Genomic DNA, 18682 nt, shown 5'->3' with positions numbered 1-18682 from the left:
CGCCCGTATGTGAGGGCGCCGCTTCACTCCTGTCGGGCGCCTCGATGCCCCGCCAAGCCCGCAAGGAAGTCAGAGGAGTTCCATGGGACGCAACACACGCAAACGCCGTACGCCGCTGGCCACCAAGGCCATAGCCGCATCGGCGGCCCTAGCGCTCGGTGGGGGCGGGCTGATCTGGGCGAACTTCTACGCCTCGGCGCACGAGTCGAACAACTCCGGGCAGAACCAGACCAAGGCCGCCGCCGGTCAGGTCGCCACGATCGCCTGCCCCGACGTCCAGCAGAAGCTGACGAACATTCCGGCCCAGGCCCAGCAGGGCGTGGCCACGGAGCTGGCGAACCTCGACAAGCAGATCACCGAGGCCTACGCCCGGCTCGCCTCCACCCGGCAGGCGCAGGCGGGCGACGCGAACTTCGTGCAGAACGCGATCGTCGGCCCGCTCAAGGAGAAGCGCGCCGCGACGCTCAACCGCATCCGCATCGACATCCAGCGGGTGGGCGGCCAGGTCGACGCGGCCGGGCTGCAGGCGCTCGCCGCCTGCACGACGCAGACCGCCAACCAGACCACCGCCGGTGGCCAGCAGAACGGCGGCCAGCAGCAGCAGAACGGTGGCCAGCAGCAAAATGGCGGCCAGCAGCAGAACGGCGGCCAGCAGCAGGGCAACGGGCAGGCCGGGGCCGCTCAGAACATCGGCGGTCAGGCCGGCAACGGCCCGGTCGCGGCCGACTTCGTGGACATCACCAAGGTCCAGCCGAACGTCGCCAGGAAGCCGCAGGCCAACGGCAACGCCTCGAAGGGCGTCTTCATCACCAAGTGCGGTGTGAACGCCAACAAGAACCACAACACGGACAACGTGATCGTGGCTCCCGGCGTGACCAACGGCGCGCACCACCTGCACGACTACGTCGGCAACCAGAAGGTCGACGCGTTCGCGAACAACAACACGCTGATCGCGGACCAGACCAGCTGCCAGAACCAGAGCGACCTGTCGGCCTACTACTGGCCGGTGGTCCGCATCCAGGACGGCTCGCAGGACTTCGACCAGAACAAGGACGGCGGCGGCAAGGAGGGCAACGTCGGCAAGATCCTGACGCCGGTCCAGGCGCAGATCAAGTACGTCGGCAGCCCGACCAGCAAGGTCACGGCGATGCCCCAGTTCCTGCGCATCATCACCGGTGACGCCAAGACCACGACCAACGGTCTGGCGAACGCCAACGCGCACTGGAGCTGCACCGGCTTCGAGAACAAGGTCCAGCTGACGACGCAGTACCCGATCTGCCCGCAGGGCAGCAACGTGGTGCGCACCTTCGCCTTCCAGTCCTGCTGGGACGGCAAGAACATCGACAGCGCCAACCACCGCACGCACGTCGCCTTCGCCGACGCCAACGGCAACTGCCAGAACGGCTTCAAGGCGATCCCGCAGCTGACGATGCGTCTGGTGTACAAGATCAACCCGCCGGTCCTGCAGAACGGCCAGGTGAAGAACGCCTACGCGGTGGACGGCTTCCCCGAGCAGCTGCACAAGGCGGCCACGGACCACGACGACTTCATCGCGGTCTTCAAGAACAACCTGGCGAACAAGATCGCCAACTGCATCAACAGCGGGCAGCGTTGCCAGTGACGAGGCCCTAGGAAAGCGGGCGGTGGGAATCTCCCACCGCCCGCTTTTCGTATGTCCCGCGAAGCTCAGCCGTGGTGGCCGGTGTGCGCGCTGTGGTTGGTGCCGATCTCCTCTTCGCCGCCGAGCGTGTGCCGCAGCGCCTTGACCACCTTGTCCTCGCCGACGGCGACCCACTTGCGGCCGACGAGGTAGAAACCGCCGTAGTCCTTCGCGTCGTTGATCCACTCGCGCTGGCCGCGGTCGGTGGCGAAGGTGGCGAAGACGTACTTGCCGTCGGAGGTCTTGCAGATGGCCTGGCGGACCTCGTCGGAGTCGATCTGCATGTCCGGCTTGCACTTCACCTTGGCGGCCAGGCTCTCCAGACTGCCGGTGGCCGCGGTCGGCACCTTGGCGGCCGCGTCACTGTTTCCGGTTCCACAGCCCGCCAGCGCCAGGACGGCCGCGGCTGAGGCCACGGCGAGCATCGGTCGGGTCAACCTCATCTGTTCCTCCGGATTGCTCTGCTGGCCCTTGGGCCCGTCCCCTTCGATACGGCTGTGAACGCCGGTGCGCTCAAAAGTACGGCTGTCCGCCGTGCACGCGTGTGCGAAGGTGTTCCGGTGAACCAAGACTGGGAAGATCGCGTGACCGCCGCCTGGGCCACCTTCGACGACTATCCGGAGGAGCGGGCGTCCGACTTCCGGGCCGTCATCGACGCCCTCGCCGCCGAAGTACCGGGCGGCAGCCCGCTCGGCCTCTTCGAGCAGGCCTGTGCCTGGGACTCCACCGGGCACTCGGACAAGGCCGTACCGCTGTACCGGGAGGCGCTGGCGCGCGGGTTGAGCGAGGTCAGCCCGTACAAGGGCCGCAGAGCCAAGATCCAGTTGTCCAGTTCGCTCAGGAACACCGGGCAGCCCGAGGAGGGCGTCAAGCTGCTGACACCCGAACTGGACGCACCCTCCGACGAGTTGGACGACGCGGTACGGGCGTGTCTGGCGCTGTGCCTGTCCAGTCTCGACCGGGACCGCGAGGGACTCTCCCTGGTGCTGGGCGCCCTGGCGCCCCATCTCCCCCGCTACCAGCGGTCGATGGCGAACTACGCGCGGGCGCTCGTCGAGCCCGAGGACTGAGTCACCCGGGCGGCGGTGACTATCCCACGATTCGCTCGTTTTGCTGAACGTGCAGTCACAGGATGTCGCCCCGCGCCCCGCACCGTCCCCTTCCGACCTGGCCGTCGACGTCGAACAGGCCGAGGCCGCGCTCGTCGAGCACTACCCGAGGCTGGTCCGGCTCGCCTATCTGGTGCTGCCGCCCAGCCTCGGCCGCAACCGGCGCGTGGTGACCGCACACGCCCTCACCCAGCGCGCCCTGCCCCGGGGCCGGGCGCAGGCACCCGCGATCCCGGCCCGCTCGACCGGGCGCAACGGGGATCCCGGGTACGCCTTCGTCCGACTCCAGGTGCTGCGCACGGCACTGGAGGCGGGCCTGCCGCTGAAGCGCACGGCGCTGCCCAAGCGCTCCCAGCTGCCGCCGCTGCTCCCCCAGGTGTGGGGCCTGCGTCTCTTCCCGCGCTCGGGCGGTGCCGACGAACTCGCCCTGGACCAGCGGCTGTCCGCCCTGTCCGGGCCCGCCCGCGCCGCCTACGTCCTGCGCGGCCTGGAGAACCTCCCCGAAGGTGACGTGGCCGAGGTGCTGACCGCCGCCGGCTGCGAGGACCCGAAGGACGCGCTGCGGGAGGCCGCCGAGGTCCCGGAGCAGTACGCGCTGCTCGACTCCCCCGAGTTCGACCCCTGCTCACTGCACGCCCGGCCCACCGATCTGATGCGCCGCAGACAGCACACCAGGGCCGCGCTCGCCGCGGCGGCGGCCGTCGCCGTGTGCGGGGTCCTGCTCGGTCTGCCCGGGGACGGCTGGGCCCCCGACGGGGCCGCGGCCCCGGTGTACGCGCAGAACCCGGCGGCCGAAGCCGCCCTGGACCCCGCCAGGCTGCTTCGGGTCTCCCCCACCGCCTGGACGACCTCCGCGCGCACCGACTACTCCGTGTGGCCGGCCCGCGGCGATCTCACCGGCGACAAGGCCCTGCTGCGCCGCGCCCTCGCCGTCTGGGCCCGCCCCGGCGAGAGCGTCCAGGTCTCCGCGACCCCCGGCACCCCGTCCGGCGGCCCCTCCGGCCCGCCCCAGCTCCTGTACGCGGGGACCGTCGACAGCGCACGGGTGGTGATGCTCTACGACGGTCTGCGCATCGCCCGGTACGCCGAGCCGAAGAGCGGCACGAAGGGCGCCGCCCTGGACTTCGCACGGGTCGACGGCGCCGACCGCTCCGAGGCGAACGCGCTGGTCCTGGACCGGGCGGACGGCAATGTCCGCTATCTGACGGCCCCCTGGGTGAAGCAGGCCGCCGAGCGGGACCTGCTCAAGCCGGGCAGCGGCATGACGCCCCTCGCCCTGACCGGCGGTGTCACGGCACCGCTGGCCAGCTCCGCCGCCGCGAGCGGCACCTGCACGTCGTGGAAGGTGCTCCAGCTCACCGACGCCACCGGCACCCGCCTGAGCACCGATCTCGGCGAGCTCGTCCCCGCCCATCTCACCGCCGGGCGGCCCGGCGCCACCCATGAGGTCACCGGCGCCCCGGCCCTGCACACCTGGGCGCCGTACGCCTGCTCGCTGTCCTCGATGCGCTCGGCGGGCGTGCGGACGGTCAACGCCTGGGAGTACGGCCGGCAGCCGCTGCCCGACGCGAGCGGTGTGGCGGACTGGGTGTGCACCCGGGCCGACACCTGGCGGGGCGGCGGGACGCGCGTACTGGCGCAGTTCCACACGCCGGGCGGGGCGTACGGGGCGGTCGCCGCGAAGGCGGAGAACGTGCCGGCGTGCGGGGCGAAGGACCCGCATGTGCTCGCCGGGGTGCTGTGGAAGTCGGAGGCGAAGAACTGGTACCTCCTCGCGGCCGGCAGCCAGGGGACGTCGTCGATCCGTACGACGGGAGGGGTCCGCGCCTCTGGCCCGGGCGGCCTGCTGGCCGTACGGGCCGAGCAGGGGGCGCGGGCCGAGCTGGAGGGCACTCTGGAGGACGGCCGGCAGATCAGCGGACTGCACTAGCGAGTTCTCTGCCCTCCGATCCGCCCTCCGACCCTTGCTGACACTGGCGTCAACAAGTCCCTGCCGGAGGGTTCCACTAGGACTTACCCGTCAGTACATTGACGCCATGTCCAACAAGCAGGCCTCGGAACAAGTCACCCTCAGGGCGCGGAAGGTGTCCTTCTCGTGGGAGGAGACCCCGCTGCACTGGGTGCCCGGGGATCCGTTCACCACGCACACCATCAACGTGCTGCATCTGCTGCTGCCCGCCGGTGAGCGGTGGTTCGTGCACGTCTACAAGCAGGTGCTGCCCTACATCCGGGACGAGCGGCTGCGCGCGGACGTCATCGGGTTCATCGGGCAGGAGGCGATGCACTCGCAGGCCCACGACGAGGTCCTGCCGCATCTGAAGGAGCTCGGGCTCGATCCGACGCCGTACACCGCGCAGGTCGACTGGTTCTTCGAGAAGCTGCTCGGCGACCGGACGCTGCCACCGGGCAGGGCGCGCAAGTGGTGGCTGATGGAGCGGGTCGCGATCATCGCGGCGATCGAGCACTACACGGCGTTCCTCGGCAACTGGGTCCTCAACGCCGAGGAGCTGGACCGGCTCGGCGCCGACCCGACCATGCTGGACCTGCTGCGCTGGCACGGCGCGGAGGAGGTCGAGCACCGGTCCGTCGCCTTCGACCTGTTCCTGCATGTCGACGGCGGCTACCGGCGGCGCGTGCGCACCTGGGCCACCGCGTTCGCGGCACTGGTCTTCCTGTGGCAGCGCGGGGCGCGCTTCTTCATGGAGAACGACCCGACGCTGATCGACGGCCACGCGAGCTTCAAGGAGTTCCACGTGCGCGGCAGACGGGGCACCCTGCCCGCGACCGGCGACATGCTCAGGTCCATCCCGCGGTATCTCAGCCGGGCCTACCACCCCTCCCAGGAGGGCTCCACCGAGCAGGCCCTCGCCTATCTGGCCTCCTCCCCCGCGGCGGTCGCGGCCCTCGCGGCGGAGAAGGGAGCCCTGTGATGCCGAAGCTGCGCACGGCCGTGCTCGTCGGGGGTGCCGCGATGCTGGCCAGGCGGGCGATGCGGCGCCGCATCCAGGCCTCGCCGCTGTGGCCGATGCCCGCCCTGGAGAACCCGACCTCCGGGCGGCCGCGGTCCAGGGCGCTGAGGCTGCTGGTCGCCTCGCGCGAGACGGTCGCCGACGGCGTCGTACAACTGCGCCTGGAGGGAAGGGACCTGCCGCGCTGGGAGCCCGGGGCGCATCTCGACCTCGTGCTGCCGTCGGGTCTTGTGCGGCAGTACTCGCTGTGCGGCGACCCGGAGGACACCTCGTCGTACACCGTCGCCACCCGGCTGATCGAGGACGGGCGAGGCGGCTCGCGTGAGGTGCACCAGCAGGTCACGGAGGGGATGGAGCTGGAGGTGCGCGGGCCGCGGAACCGCTTCCCGCTCGTCGAGGCCCCTTCGTACGTCTTCGTCGTCGGCGGCATCGGGATCACTCCCGTCCTGCCGATGCTGCGGGCGCTCGGGCGAGACGCGCGGTGGCGGCTCGTGTACGGCGGGCGGACGCGGGCGTCGATGCCGTTCCTGGAGGAGCTCGACAAGCTGGGCGGCGACCGGGTGACCGTCGTCGCCGAGGACGAGGACGGACTGCCCGATCTGGACGGCCTGTTGGCGGGTGCGGCCGGGGACGCCGCCGTGTACTGCTGCGGCCCGGAGGGGCTCATCGCCGCGATGGAGGAGCGGTTCCCGCAGGTCCGCCTGGAGCGGTTCACACCCCGTACGACGGGCGGCGGCAACGGCGCCTTCGAGGTCGAACTCCGGCGCAGCGGGCGGACGTTGACCGTGCCGGCCGACTCGACCGTGCTCGCCGCCGTACGCGCCGAGCTGCCGAACACCGCCTACTCCTGTGAACAGGGCTTCTGCGGCACCTGCGAGCAGCGGGTCCTGGAGGGCGAGGTGGAGCACCGGGACGAACTGCTGACGGACGCCCAGCGCGCGGACTCGATGCTGATCTGCGTTTCGCGGGCACGAAGTGAGCGTCTCGTGCTGGATATGTGAACGCCGCTGGCCGGACCGGACCGTTCCGGGCCGGATCCGATCGGTAAGGTGTTCGCATGACTACCGGGGTTCGCCGCAGAATGGGAGTCGAGGAGCGGCGGCAGCAGTTGATCGGCGTCGCCCTCGAACTGTTCAGCCAACGCTCTCCCGACGACGTCTCCATCGACGAGATAGCCGCCGCCGCGGGCATCTCACGCCCACTGGTGTACCACTACTTCCCGGGCAAACTCAGCCTGTACGAGGCCGCGTTGAGGCGTGCGGCGGAGGATCTGGCGGGCCGGTTCAAGGAGCCGCAGGAGGGCCCGCTGGGCGCGCGGCTGCTACGGGCGATGCGCCGCTTCTTCGACTTCGTCGACCACCACGGGCCCGGTTTCTCGGCCCTGATGCGCGGCGGCCCGGCAGTGGGCTCGTCAGCCACCAACGCGCTCATCGACTCCGTACGCCAGGCCGCGTACGAACAGATCCTGTCGCACCTGGACGTCCAGGACCCGCCGGCCCGCCTCGAACTGGTCGTACGCTCCTGGATCTCCCTGGCCGAGTCGACCGCCCTGATCTGGCTGGACGGCCGCCGCATCCCACGAGCCGAGCTCGAGTCCCAACTCGTACACGACTTCGCGGCGCTGGCGGCGGTGAGCGCCGCCTACGACGAGGAAATGGGCGCACTGCTACGCCGGATGGTCAAGGACGAACCGCCGGACGGCCCGTTCGCGGACCTGGTGGCCCGGTTGCTCTCACTGGCGTCGTAGGACTGTCTAACGCTCGAACTTCCGGTACGACGCATCAAGGTCCCGCACCTCGGCGGAAGCGTGCAGCACCGCGTGGCCGTCGTCCTCCACGTGCTTCTTCAGCAGCTCGAGGACGGTCTCCGTCAGCTTCGCCTTCGTCTCCTCGGTGCGGCCCGCGAGCAGTCCGATCATGACGTGCACCACGGCGTGCCCCTGGTCCGAGGGGTCCTCGTAGCCGAACGCGGTGACCTCGGACGCGCGGAACTGCGTCTTGCAGGCCTCCGGCTTGGCGGCCGCTATCTCGACGAGCGCGGTGTGCAGGTCGTGGGCGAAGCCCTCCCGGTCGAAGACGATCGACTTCGAGTGGTCGACGGTGATCTGCGGCATGGGCACTCCTGATCCGGAACGGCAGCGACAGGGGCAGCCTAATTCCTCAGCTGGAGCGCCAGCATCGCGATGTCGTCCTCGCGATCGTGCCCGAAGCAGGCCAGGAGGGTGTCGCACAGCGCGTGCAGACCGGGCAGCGCGCCGACGGCCGCCGAGCGGAGCTGCTCCATCGAGAGGCTCAGGTCCGTGCCCCGCGTCTCGATCAGGCCGTCGGTGACCATGAGGAGCCGGTCGCCGGGCTCCAGGACCAGCTCGGTGGGCGGCGGGTGCGGCAGCGCCAGGCCGAGCAGCGGACCGTCGGCCTTGGCGTACTCGGCGTCGCCGTTGGTGCTCAGGACCAGCGGCGGGATGTGCCCCGCGTTGGCGATCCGGGTGCGGCCCGTCCCGGGGTCGATCAGCACCAGGCAGACGGTGGCCGTGACCTCGGGGTGGTAGTGCTGCAGCATCCGGTCGAGCCGCTCGGCGAGCACGGCCGGGTCGCTCTCCTCGACGCAGTAGGCGCGCAGCGCATGCCGGATCTCGACCATGACGGTGGCCGCCTCCAGCGAATGGCCGACGACGTCGCCGACCGCGGTGAGCACACCCTCGTCGGTGCGCAGGGCCGCGTAGAAGTCGCCGCCGATCTCGGTCTCCCGGGACGCGGGTACGTAGCGGACCTCGACGTCGATGCCGGGCAGCTCGGGCAGCCGGTGCGGCTGGGGCAGGAAGCTGTGCTGAAGGGTGAGGGCGACGTGCCGCTCGACCTGGTACATGAGCAGCGGCTCGGCGGCGAGCGCGGCGGCCTGTGCCAGCTGGGCGACCAGGGCCTCCTCCTCGGGGTTCACCCTGCGCACCCCGCGGGTGGGCGTGGCCAGGCACACGGGGGCCTGGCCGTCCTGGGTGAGGACCAGTGCCAGCCGGGCGTCGTGCTGCATGCCGGGCCGGAAGAACCCGGCGGGCCACAGCGGCGCGGGCACGGTGGTGATCTGCACCCCGGCCTGTCCGCGGGTCAGCCGCCGCAGCAGTCCGGCCACGGTGCGGTGGGCACCCGCGTCGGGCAGGGCGAGGGAGGTGCGGTCCCGGGAGAGGCCGCTGTACAGCTCGTCGTCCGGGCCGAGGACGAAGACGGCGGCGGGACCGCCGATGAGCCGCGCGGTGCCCTCGGCGGCGGCGTCGGCGAGTTCCTGCAGGGAGCGCGCGGCCTGGATGGTGACGATCGCCTGGGACAGCAGCGTCAGCCGCCGTACCAGCGCCTGGTCGTCGGCGCGCAGCCGGGCGGTGCGCACCGCGGACCGGACCACCGCCTCGATCTCCTCGGGTTCGGCGGGCACCGTCAGATAGATCTCGGCGCCCGCGTCCAGGCCCTGGCAGCGGGCGCCCGGGGCCGCGGCGGCGGCCGAGAAGTGCACGACGGGCAGGCCCGCCATGTGCGGCCGCTCCTTGAGCCGCCGGCACAGTTCAAAACCGCTCATGTCCGGCAGGTCGATGTCGACGAGGGCCACGTCGGGCAGGGTGCCCTTGCGCAGCCGCACGTCGAGTTCGACGAGCGCCTGCTGGCCGGTGGCGACCGGTACGACCTGGTGTCCGGCCCGCCGCAGCACCGTGCCCATCGCGTACCGGCTGGCCGCAGCGTCGTCCACGACCAGGACGGTCGTGTCTGTCAGCTTGCCGTTGAGGTCCATCTTCCAGCCCTGGGACAACGCCGGTGGGACAGACCGGGATTCGGCCTGTCCCACCAAAGTAATGCCCCTTTCAGGAGATCCGGGAGAATATCGCGACACTGCGCCCCGGAACGGCGAACGTGCCCGAATCCCGCTCATAGGAAGAGCTCTTGACGATAGGGTCGGCGCCCGCCGCCTGCACCGGGTGCAGTCGGTAGCCGGTACCGGCCAGGGAGTCGACGCGCTGCTCCTGCCTGCTCGGCGTCGCGTTGAAGACGACGACCAGGTCACCCAGTTTCATGGTGATCACGCCGGGCGTCTCGTCCTTCCCGGACAGCGGGAAGGACAGCTTCGACTGCACCTGCGCGGCCGTGCCGAGCGAGAAGACGCCGTCCGTCGAACGGATCCTCAAGAGGTCCTGGTAGGCGGCCGAGGCCCCCTCGATCTGCGGGCAGCCCACCCGCACCGAGCTCAGCAGCGGCTTCGCGTACGGCCACTTGGACTGGTTGTCGGCCGCCATCGGCAGCCCCCGCCCGAAGCCGTTGCCGTCCGTGCAGTTCCAGTGGATGGCGTTGAACCAGTCGCCGCTGTCGAACGAGTTGCGGTCCAGGGACTTGGAACGCAGCAGGTCGGAGCCCGCCTGCGAGAGGGACGGTCCCTGCGAGAGGGTGGCCGTCGCCATCGCGAGGACCTGCATGCGGGCCCGGTCGGCGGCGCTCGTCGAGGCGGGCAGCTTGTAGGTGAGGGCGTCGAAGAGGGACTCGTTGTCGTGCGCGTCGGCGTAGGCGACGGCGTCACCGGGTGCGTCCGCGTAACCGGCAGGCTGACCGTTGTAGTCGACCTCGGCGCCGGTGGTCTCCTTGCCGTCGGTGTCGGTGAAGCGGTACTTGGCGAGGTTTCCGGACAGACCGACCTTGATCAGGTCCTGGTAGTGCAGCAGCCGGGCCTTCTGCTCGGCCGAAGTGCCGTTCGCGGTGGAGGAGTTGGGGTCGGTGTACAGGCCGGAGGCGAAGCCCTGGACGCCCGGGTCGGAGTCGAAGGGGCTGCCGCCGCGCACGGCGTCACGGGCGCGGTCCGAGAAGGTCGCGATGCCCGTCCCCGCCATGTTCTTCTGCGTGGCCTGCACGAAGCGGGCGTCGTCGGCGACCTCGCCGAAGTTCCAGCCCTCGCCGTACATGATGATCTTCTTGCCGTCGACGCCGTCCTTCGCGAGGGTCAGCGCGTCGAGCGCCCCCCGCACGGCCAGGATGTTGGCCTTCGGCTGGTGTCCCATGAGGTCGAAGCGGAAGCCGTCGACCTTGTACTCCTTGGCCCAGGTGACGACCGAGTCGACGACCAGCTTGCCCATCATGGAGTTCTCGGTGGCCGTGTTCGCACAGCAGGTGCTGTTGGCGACCGAGCCGTCCGCGAGGAGGCGCTGGTAGTAGCCGGGCACCACCTTGTCGAGGACGCTGGTGTCGGCCTCACCGGCGGCCGCCGTGTGGTTGTAGACGACGTCCATGACGACCCGCAGACCGTCCTGGTTCAGCCCCTTCACCATCTTGCGGAACTCGACGGTACGGCCGGTCCCGTCCGGGTCGGTCGCGTACGAGCCCTCGGGGACCGTGTAGTGGAAGGGGTCGTAGCCCCAGTTGTAGGCGTCCTTCCCGGCGGTCTTCGCGACGCACTCCTGCTGCTTGTCGGAGTCGGCCGCGTAGGAGGCGAGATCGCAGTCCGGCGTCGCCTGGTCCGCCTTCTTCTCCGGGACGGTCGCGAAGTCGAAGGCGGGCAGCAGATGGACGTACGACGTGCCCGACTTCGCCAGCCGGCGCAGCTGCTTCGAGCCGTCGCTGTTCCGGTCCGTGAAGGCGAGGTAGGTGCCCTGGTCCTTGGCCGGCACGGTCTTGTCCGCGACGGAGAAGTCCCGGATGTGCAGCTCCTGGATCTGGGCGTCCTTCAGGGGTACGGCCTTGGGCTTGGCCAGGTTCGACCAACCGCTGGGGGCAAGGCTCTTGTCGTCCAGGTCGACGACGAGGCTGCGCCCGGAGTCCGCGGTGAGGGCGACCGAGTACGGGTCGGTGACCTTGTTGGTGACGACCTTGCGGACGCTCGGCGCCCACACCTTCACGACGTACCGGTAGGGCTTGTTCTTCCAGGAGGCCGGGCCGGTGACGGACCAGACACCGGTGGCGTCGTCGCGCTTCATCTTCTTGAGCGAGCCGTCGAGCTCCAGCGCCACGCTCTGCGCGGTCGGCGCCCACACGGCGAGCGTGGGACGCCCCTTGCGGAACGTGGGGCCCAGCTCGGCCTTGGTCGCGCTCGCGTACACGTCGTCGAGCACGCCGGCGATCTGGACACCCGTCGCCGCGAGCACGGCGCCGTTCGCGGCCCGCTGGGAGGCGACGATCTGGCCGTCGAGGGCCTCGCGCACCCGGTCGCGGTCGCGCGGGTCGACGGACCAGGCCGTGTAGGCCTTCAGATACGGGAACTTGGCCTTCTGGGCGTCGGTGAGCGTGGTCTTCGCAAGCCGCAGCCAGCGCTCGTCGTCGCTGGTCAGCGCACCGTCCTTCACGGCGATCGAGCCGTCGTGGGAGTACAGCAGCTGGGTGGAGACGGCGGCGTCGGAGCCGTTCCAGGCGACCGTGTCCCGGTCGATCCAGACCGCCTTGGAGGTGCTCAGGTCGAGCGCGGCGGCGGAACCGGCGGGCTGCGGCAGCAGGTACTTCTCCTGGCCGTTCAACAGCCACACCTCGTAGCCGTTGGACTTGAGGTCCAGCGACTGGTCGGCCGGGAGGTCCTTCTCGTCGCCCTTGTGGATGATGTAACTGAGGCTGGAGGCACCGTCGCCGAGCGGCACCTCGAAGACCGCGCCATAGGCGTCGGTCCGCACCGGCTTCAGCGGGCTCGACCAGTCCGTGGGGCTCGCGGCGCCGGTCCACACGTGCAGTCCCCAGCCGTCGTAGTTCCCGTCGGCGCGGTGGTAGTGGATGACCGCCTTGGACCTGTCCTGCGCCGGGTAGTCGGGCCGAGTCGTCTGCACGGCCTCCTTGCCCTGCTCGATCCAGACCTCACCGGTCCTGGTGACGTCGATGGTGCGGTCGGCGGAGACGTCCTTGTTGCCGTCCTTGTCGACGACCAGGAACCCGACGCCGGCGGCGCCCGGCTTCAGCTTGACGTAGGCGAAGGCGCCGTAGGCGTCACGGCCGACGAAGGGGTGCCCGGCCGGCCAGGTGGTCGACTCGCCGTCGGCGAGGTCGCCCCAGGCGTACAGACCCCACTTGTCGTAGTCGCCGTCGGTGCGCTTGTAGTGGACGATCGCGTAGTCGCGGGAGGAGGCGGTGGGGGTCTCCGCCACGGGCGGGGTGCCGGTGGTGGACGCGGCGGTGGCGCTCGCCGTGTGCCCGGCGGAGTCGACGACAACCGCCTTGTAGCGCAGGGCGGTTCCGGCCGGCACGCCCTTGCCGATGACCTGCGTGACCTTGTACGGGGCGTGGTCGGCGGAGCCCAGGACCTGCCACTTGCCGCCGCCGACCTGGGCGGCGAAGACGACGCGGTCGAGCTGTCCGCCGTCGACGTCCGCGGAGAGTTCCACGGTGCCGGTGGCGCCGGCGTCAGGCGCCTTCAGGGTGAGGGTGGGAGCGGTGGCGGGCTTGGCGAGCGTGCCCGCCGCCTTGAGGACGATCGCCGAGCCGGCCGGGACGGTGACCGTGATCTTCTTGTCGGTGTCGGAGGTGACGTCGTCCGAAGTCCCGTAGATGCCACGGAACTTCATGGCCGCCGAGCCGGTCGCGAAGGTGGCCGTCTTCGTCTCGCCGGCGTTGTTGAGGGCGACGACGTACTCCTGGCCGGTCCTGGCGTCCGTACGTGAGAAGGCGTAGACACCGGAGCCGTCGGCCGCGTACCGCTGCGTCTGGACCCCGTCGGTGAGGGCGGGGTTGTCCTTGCGCAGCTTGCTGAGCGCGGCGATCTGCTGGTAGAGCGGTGCGCTCGTGTCGTACGAGTCGCTCGCGTGGGTGCGGTCGGTGCCGATCTCGTCGTCGTCGAGGTAGTCGGCGACCTTCGAGGCGAACATCGTCTGGCGGGCGTCCTTGTCGCCGCCGGAGCCGGTGAAGCCCTGCTCGTCGCCGTAGTAGACGACCGGGTTGCCGCGGCTGAGGAACATCACCTCGTTGGCGAGTTCGTCCTTCTTGAGGATCTCGGCATCGGTGGCCTTGGGGTTGTCCTGCTTGAGGAAGTACCCGATACGGCCCATGTCGTGGTTGCCGAGGAAGGTGACCTGCTCGTACGCGTTGGCCTTGTCGGTCGTGTACTTGTAGTCGTCGCCGAAGAGCGAGGCCAGCTTCTGCGCGCTGCCGCCCTGGGAGGCGTAGCTGCGCGCCGCGTCCTGGAAGGGGAAGTCGAGGGTGGCGTCGAGGCGGCCCTGGGTGACGTACGGCGAGGTGATCGAGGTGTCGGCGGAGTAGACCTCGCCGAACATGAAGAAGTTCTTGCGCCCCTGCCTGGCCGCGTAGGCGTCGAGGGCGGTCGCCCACTGGGTCCAGAAGTCCATGTCGACGTGCTTGACGGTGTCGATCCGGAAGCCGTCGATGCCGAAGTCGCGCACCCAGCGCTCGTAGATCTTCTCCATGCCCCGCACGACCTCGGGACGCTCGGTCCACAGGTCGTCGAGGCCGCCGAAGTCCCCGTACGTCGCGCTCTCCCCGGCGAAGGTGGAGTCACCGCGGTTGTGGTACATCGTCGGGTCGTTGAGCCAGGCCGGGACCTTGGCGTTCTTGTCCGCGGCGGCGACGGTGGGCGTGCGCGGGAAGGAGCCGGCGTCGACGGCCGGGAACTTCTTGCTGCCGTCCGCGTAGTCGGCGTCGTCGAAGGGGCGGCCGTCCTTGGTCAGGTACGGGAAGGCCCCCTTGGAGAGGTAGTCGTAGGACTTCTCCTTGTAGTCGACGACATCGGCGGTGTGGTTGGTGATGACGTCGAAGAAGACCTTCATGCCCTTGGCGTGCGCCTTGGAAATGAGGGTCGCGAGGTCCTTGTTGGTGCCGAAGTGCGGGTCGACCTGGGTGAAGTCGGTGATCCAGTAGCCGTGGTAGCCGGCCGAGGCGTTGCTTCCCGTCCCCTGCACGGGACGGTTCTTGAAGATCGGGGCCATCCAGATGGCGGTGGTGCCCAGGTTCTTGATGTAGTCGAGCCTCTTGGTCAGGCCCTTGAGGTCGCCGCCCTGGTAGAAGCCCTTGTCGGTGGGGTCGTAGCCGGTGGCCAGGCGGGAGCCGGTCAGCCCGCCCTTGTCATTGCTCGGGTCCCCGTTGGCGAAACGGTCCGGCATGACGAAGTAGAACTGCTCGCGGGTGTCGTCGTGCCGGGCGGGCGCGGCTGCCAGCTTCGCGTCGGAGGGCGGCGGGGGCGGGGAGGCCGCCTGCGCGGCCAATGGCTGGATCAGGGCGGCGGCAACGGCCACGACGGTGACGGCCGCGACCCGTCTCGCTCTCGGTATCACAGGCGAAACTCCTTGCGATGACGGCTCTGTTGGGTCCGACCCCGCGCGACCGTATCGCTGACGCAAGGTTTACAGCAAGAGGCTTGAAACTCACAGCAAGGACTTTCACCTGCAACCTGAGTGACACCTGGAAGTGAGCGGGCCCTATCGCCTGATGGTGTAGGTGACCAGAGACCGGGCCGGAACCGTGGCGGTCAGTGAACTCCGGCTGACCGCCACGGTCTGCTGCTGCGCCGTGCTGTGCGTGGCGTCGGTCAGGTACGGGGTCGCCGTCCCCTTGGCGATTCCCGTGTTCTTCAGGTCGAAGGTCACCGGCGTGGCGCTGGTGGAGGTGTTCAGCCCTACGACGGTCACGGTCCCGTCGGTGTTGCGGAACGCCGACAGCTCGAGGTCGGTGTCGGAGGTCGTGGCGCCGATGCGGGTGGCTCCCGGGCGGATGAAGCGGCTGTAGTTGGCCAGCGCCCACAGGCGCTTGGAGACGTGGTAGCTGTCGCCGTCCATCTGGATGAGGCCTCGGGTGGCGCCCAGCGAGGCGCCGTACCAGTACACGTAGCCGCTGGTGTTGCCCTTGGTGAGGGCGTCGTGGATGGCGGAGGCGACGGTGAAGCCGTCGTAGCCGCTGCCGTCGTCCCAGTTCTCGTTCCAGGTGGTGCCGTCGGGGGACCACTCCGACATCCAGGTGCGCCTGTGCGTGGGCAGCGGACCGTCGACCTTGCTGGCGTAGGTGTGGCCGGTGTGGGTGGTGACGTAACCGCGTGCCTTCGCGTCCGCCTCGATCGCGCTGCTGTAGGCCTTCTCCTCGTCCCAGCCGAAGGAGTCGCAGCAGGCGAGCTTGTACCCGGCCGCGCGGGCGATCGGGCCGAAGGTCCTGATGAACTCGACGGCCTGGGCGGGGGTCAGGCGCATGGAGTCGTACGTCGCCGTCCAGTCGGGCTCGTTGGTGAACCCGAGGTCGGTGACGCCGATGCCCTCCTGGCGGTAGAACCTGGCGTACTGGACCAGGAAGTTCGCGTACGCCTTCTTCCAGTCGCCGCTCGCACAGGCGGCACCGGACAGGCCGCACAGGGTGCCGCCGTCGGCGTCCGTCCCGTTGGTCTTCATATAGCCGGGGGCCGTCCAGGCGTCGGCGTAGAAGCGGTTCACGCCGTAGGCCTTGGCCTGCTTGGCGAGCCACACCTGGCCTTTGTCGATGCCGTCCCAGGTGTACTGGGGAGTCGCGTTCGGGCCGCCCGGATCGGTGGGCTGGATGCCGGAGTCGATGCCCAGGCGCAGGATGCTGAGCCCCGCGCCGGTGCTGCGGTTGAGCAGCAGGTCGAGGATCTCCTTCTGGTGCTGGGCGGATAAGCCCTGCGAGCCGTTCATGATGGCGGCCCGTCCGAAGTGCTCGGAGAAGCCGAAGCCGTCGATCGGCTGGTACGTGGTCGAGCCGTTGATGGTCGCCGTGGTGGCGGCGGCCGGCTCCGGCGGGGCGGCCGCGGTGGTGGCGGCGGCCGTCAGCAGAGCCGCCAAGGACGTCAACGCCCACGTGCTGAGCCTGCGCTGCATGATGCTCCCTTCACGGGAACGCCATCTGGGAGCGCTCCCACAGACATCAGGGAACGTAGGACGACACTCGTTGAGCGTCAATCCCACGTTCCCCTTCGGTGGCTGTGGATCCGCTGTTTCCGTCGCTCAGCAGCTCGACTTGCCGGCGTAGACCGCCAGGGCGGTGTTGGAGCCGAGAGTGGCCGTGAACTGCCCGCTGGAGTTCACCGTCACGAGGGTGTTGTTCTGCACGTTGCAGTACGTCCCGGCAGGCAACGACGTCTGGTACGTCCGGCTCAGCGAACCGGACTCGTGGTTGATCGCCACGAACCCCTTGCTGCCCCGCCCGAAGGCGATGGCGTTGTTGCCGTTGTCCCACCAGTTGGTCACCGACTGGCCGCGGGTGGCGTTGCGGAAGGCGACCATGCGGATGATCTCGGGCCAGGCGTGCTGGCACTTCCAGCCGTCCTGCCAGCAGGCGTTGACCTGGCCGTTGTTGGGCGGTCCTGCGTCCTTGTCGGACCATTCGTACCCGGAGTTGATGTCGGGGGAGCCGTACGGGTAGGCGAGCATGAAGACGTTGGCGAGGGTGTAGTTCGCGCCGTCCTTGTAGTTCAGGGTCGAGCCGTTGCGCTCGGTGTCGTGGTTGTCCACGAAGACGCCCGCGACCGAGCTGTTCATATAGCCCCAGCCCTCGCCGTAGTTGGTGAGGTAGGCCAGCTTCTCGTTGTTGAAGACCCGCTTGAGGTCGTAGGCGTAGCGGAACTCCTGGACATCGCCGTTGCCGGTGTACTCGGTGGGCTGGACGGCCTCTCCGGCGCCGTAGATGACCTCCTGCTTCCAGTACACCGACGGGTTGCTCAGCCGGGACTTGATGTTGGCGAGGTCGGCGGCCGGGATGTGCTTGGCGGCGTCGATGCGGAAGCCGTCGGCGCCGTAGCCGAGGAGGCTGTTCATATAGCCCGCGATGGTGGCGCGGACGTACTCCTCGCCCGTGTCCAGGTCGGCGAGGCCGACGAGTTCGCAGTTCTGGACGTTGGCGCGGTTGGTGTAGTCGCTGATGGTGGACGTGCAGTCGTCCATGTCGTACGAGGAGTACAGGCCCGGGTAGTTGTACTTCGTGTACGACGAGCCGCCGGTTCCGGTGCCGCTGCCCGACGTCATGTGGTTGATGACCGTGTCGACGACGACCTTCACACCCGCCGCGTGGCAGGTGTCGATCATGTTCTTGAAGGCGGTGGCGTTTCCGAGCCGGCCCGCGATCTTGTAGCTCACCGGCTGGTACGAGGTCCACCACTGCGAGCCCTGTATGTGCTCGGCGGGCGGGCTGACCTGGACGTATCCATAGCCGGCGGGACCAAGGGTGTTGGTGCACTCCCTGGCGACGGAGGCGAAGTTCCACTCGAAGAGGACGGCGGTGACGTCCTTGGTGCCGGGCGGGGTTGCGTCCGCGGAGGTCGGGGTCATGACAAGGGCGGCCGCTGTGAGGGCGACGGTCGCCGCTAGGGTTCTGCGTGCCATGTGGGGGTCTCCTTCACCATTGAAGGCTCTTGCAGAAACTTTCCCGCAAACTTGCGGTGACCGAGATGTTAAAGGCCCGCTGTCTGAAAAGGCAGCGGTCTGTGTGAAGTTGATGCAAGAACTTTCATGACGTGGGGACCGGCAGCCGATAGAGGACCTGCGGCTGCCCGAACTGGACGAACCGCTCGGTGAGTGTGGCGCCCAGGGCGTCGAGGAGCCTCCGGGAGCGTGTGTTGGCCTCCTGGGTGACGGCGACGAGGTCCGCTCCCGGCCGGATGGCCAGAGCCCAGTCGGCGGCGGCCGCCACGGCCTCGCGCGCGTACCCGAGACCCCAGTGTTCGGGCAGCAGTTGATAGGAGAGCTCAGTACGGCCCTCCCGCGCCCCCGGCTCCACCAGCACGGAGCCGATGACGAGGCCGTCCGCCCTCCGTACGACGCTGAGGAGCCCCGGCGCGCCCACGCACCGCTGCTCGCGGGCACGTACCACGCCCTCGTCGGCCGGGCCGCCCAGGTGGCGACGTACATCGGGGTCGGTCCACAGGCGGGCGTGGACCGGGACGTCCGATGGCTCAACGGGCCGCAGGAGCAGGCGCGGTGTCGTGAGGGACGCGGGCCACTGGGGGAAGGCGGGTGTGTCGGACATGACGGTGAGCATCGCAGAGGCCTGCCGCCCGAA

13 protein-coding genes are annotated in these 18682 nt (G+C 69.6%); 6 read left to right on the top strand and 7 right to left on the bottom strand.

Annotated features, from left to right (window positions below; translation table 11 throughout):
• The first annotated feature begins 82 nt into the window (after positions 1-82).
• Entirely contained in the window at positions 83-1621 is a 1539-nt protein-coding gene (locus ACWC1K_RS40695) for a DUF1996 domain-containing protein (RefSeq protein ID WP_450838165.1), read from the top strand.
• Between the two features lie 65 nt (positions 1622-1686).
• On the opposite strand, the gene ACWC1K_RS40690 is transcribed toward ACWC1K_RS40695, so the two are convergent.
• Entirely contained in the window at positions 1687-2103 is a 417-nt protein-coding gene (locus tag ACWC1K_RS40690) for a hypothetical protein (protein WP_450838164.1), read from the bottom strand.
• Positions 2104-2202: 99 nt separating this feature from the next.
• Here ACWC1K_RS40690 and ACWC1K_RS40685 point away from each other — a divergent pair, with 99 nt between their 5' ends.
• The 5 genes from ACWC1K_RS40685 to ACWC1K_RS40665 all read left to right on the top strand — a co-directional run bounded on the left by ACWC1K_RS40685 (position 2203) and on the right by ACWC1K_RS40665 (position 7485).
• Complete coding sequence (locus ACWC1K_RS40685) at positions 2203-2730, top strand: tetratricopeptide repeat protein (protein WP_450838162.1); 528 nt, start codon at positions 2203-2205, stop codon at positions 2728-2730.
• A gap of 49 nt (positions 2731-2779) precedes the next feature.
• Positions 2780-4699 (top strand): hypothetical protein, encoded by a 1920-nt coding sequence (locus ACWC1K_RS40680; protein ID WP_450838161.1) that lies wholly within the window; start codon positions 2780-2782, stop codon positions 4697-4699.
• Between the two features lie 106 nt (positions 4700-4805).
• Positions 4806-5699, top strand: a complete 894-nt coding sequence (locus ACWC1K_RS40675; RefSeq protein ID WP_450838159.1) for a metal-dependent hydrolase — start codon at positions 4806-4808, stop codon at positions 5697-5699.
• On the top strand, positions 5699-6739 hold the full coding sequence (locus tag ACWC1K_RS40670) for a PDR/VanB family oxidoreductase (protein WP_450838157.1): 1041 nt from the start codon (positions 5699-5701) through the stop codon (positions 6737-6739). The genes ACWC1K_RS40675 and ACWC1K_RS40670 overlap by 1 nt, the downstream gene beginning before the upstream one ends.
• A gap of 56 nt (positions 6740-6795) precedes the next feature.
• The gene (locus ACWC1K_RS40665; protein WP_450838156.1) at positions 6796-7485 is read left to right on the top strand and encodes a TetR/AcrR family transcriptional regulator; all 690 of its coding nucleotides are present in this window, start codon (positions 6796-6798) and stop codon (positions 7483-7485) included.
• A gap of 6 nt (positions 7486-7491) precedes the next feature.
• Here ACWC1K_RS40665 and ACWC1K_RS40660 read toward each other — a convergent pair whose 3' ends face one another.
• The 6 genes from ACWC1K_RS40660 to ACWC1K_RS40635 form a co-directional block, all read right to left on the bottom strand.
• Positions 7492-7851 (bottom strand): 5-carboxymethyl-2-hydroxymuconate Delta-isomerase, encoded by a 360-nt coding sequence (locus ACWC1K_RS40660; RefSeq protein WP_450838155.1) that lies wholly within the window; start codon positions 7849-7851, stop codon positions 7492-7494.
• Between the two features lie 38 nt (positions 7852-7889).
• On the bottom strand, positions 7890-9512 hold the full coding sequence (locus ACWC1K_RS40655; protein WP_450838216.1) for a SpoIIE family protein phosphatase: 1623 nt from the start codon (positions 9510-9512) through the stop codon (positions 7890-7892).
• 70 nt (positions 9513-9582) lie between these two features.
• Positions 9583-14961, bottom strand: a complete 5379-nt coding sequence (gene pulA / locus ACWC1K_RS40650; RefSeq protein ID WP_450838153.1) for a pullulanase-type alpha-1,6-glucosidase — start codon at positions 14959-14961, stop codon at positions 9583-9585.
• Positions 14962-15105: 144 nt separating this feature from the next.
• The gene (locus tag ACWC1K_RS40645) at positions 15106-16506 is read right to left on the bottom strand and encodes a glycoside hydrolase family 30 protein (RefSeq protein WP_450838151.1); all 1401 of its coding nucleotides are present in this window, start codon (positions 16504-16506) and stop codon (positions 15106-15108) included.
• Between the two features lie 126 nt (positions 16507-16632).
• Entirely contained in the window at positions 16633-18006 is a 1374-nt protein-coding gene (locus tag ACWC1K_RS40640) for an alpha-amylase (protein WP_450838149.1), read from the bottom strand.
• A gap of 124 nt (positions 18007-18130) precedes the next feature.
• Positions 18131-18649, bottom strand: coding sequence for a GNAT family N-acetyltransferase (locus tag ACWC1K_RS40635; protein ID WP_450838148.1), 519 nt, complete (start codon positions 18647-18649; stop codon positions 18131-18133).
• Between the last annotated feature and the right edge of the window lie 33 nt (positions 18650-18682).

It is taken from the genome of Streptomyces sp. NPDC001492 (assembly GCF_053597275.1).
Note: the sequence above shows the minus strand (reverse complement) of the source record. Positions and strands in the feature narration are given on the sequence as shown.

What these genes read in the sequence shown, in the direction of transcription:
- ACWC1K_RS40660 (WP_450838155.1), bottom strand. Translation starts at nt 7,851, where the DNA reads ATGCCGCAGATCACCGTCGACCACTCGAAGTCGATCGTCTTCGACCGG.
- ACWC1K_RS40670 (WP_450838157.1), top strand. Translation starts at nt 5,699, where the DNA reads ATGCCGAAGCTGCGCACGGCCGTGCTCGTCGGGGGTGCCGCGATGCTG.
- ACWC1K_RS40655 (WP_450838216.1), bottom strand. Translation starts at nt 9,512, where the DNA reads ATGGACCTCAACGGCAAGCTGACAGACACGACCGTCCTGGTCGTGGAC.
- ACWC1K_RS40695 (WP_450838165.1), top strand. Translation starts at nt 83, where the DNA reads ATGGGACGCAACACACGCAAACGCCGTACGCCGCTGGCCACCAAGGCC.
- ACWC1K_RS40665 (WP_450838156.1), top strand. Translation starts at nt 6,796, where the DNA reads ATGACTACCGGGGTTCGCCGCAGAATGGGAGTCGAGGAGCGGCGGCAG.
- ACWC1K_RS40635 (WP_450838148.1), bottom strand. Translation starts at nt 18,649, where the DNA reads ATGTCCGACACACCCGCCTTCCCCCAGTGGCCCGCGTCCCTCACGACA.
- ACWC1K_RS40675 (WP_450838159.1), top strand. Translation starts at nt 4,806, where the DNA reads ATGTCCAACAAGCAGGCCTCGGAACAAGTCACCCTCAGGGCGCGGAAG.
- ACWC1K_RS40690 (WP_450838164.1), bottom strand. Translation starts at nt 2,103, where the DNA reads ATGAGGTTGACCCGACCGATGCTCGCCGTGGCCTCAGCCGCGGCCGTC.
- ACWC1K_RS40640 (WP_450838149.1), bottom strand. Translation starts at nt 18,006, where the DNA reads ATGGCACGCAGAACCCTAGCGGCGACCGTCGCCCTCACAGCGGCCGCC.
- ACWC1K_RS40645 (WP_450838151.1), bottom strand. Translation starts at nt 16,506, where the DNA reads ATGCAGCGCAGGCTCAGCACGTGGGCGTTGACGTCCTTGGCGGCTCTG.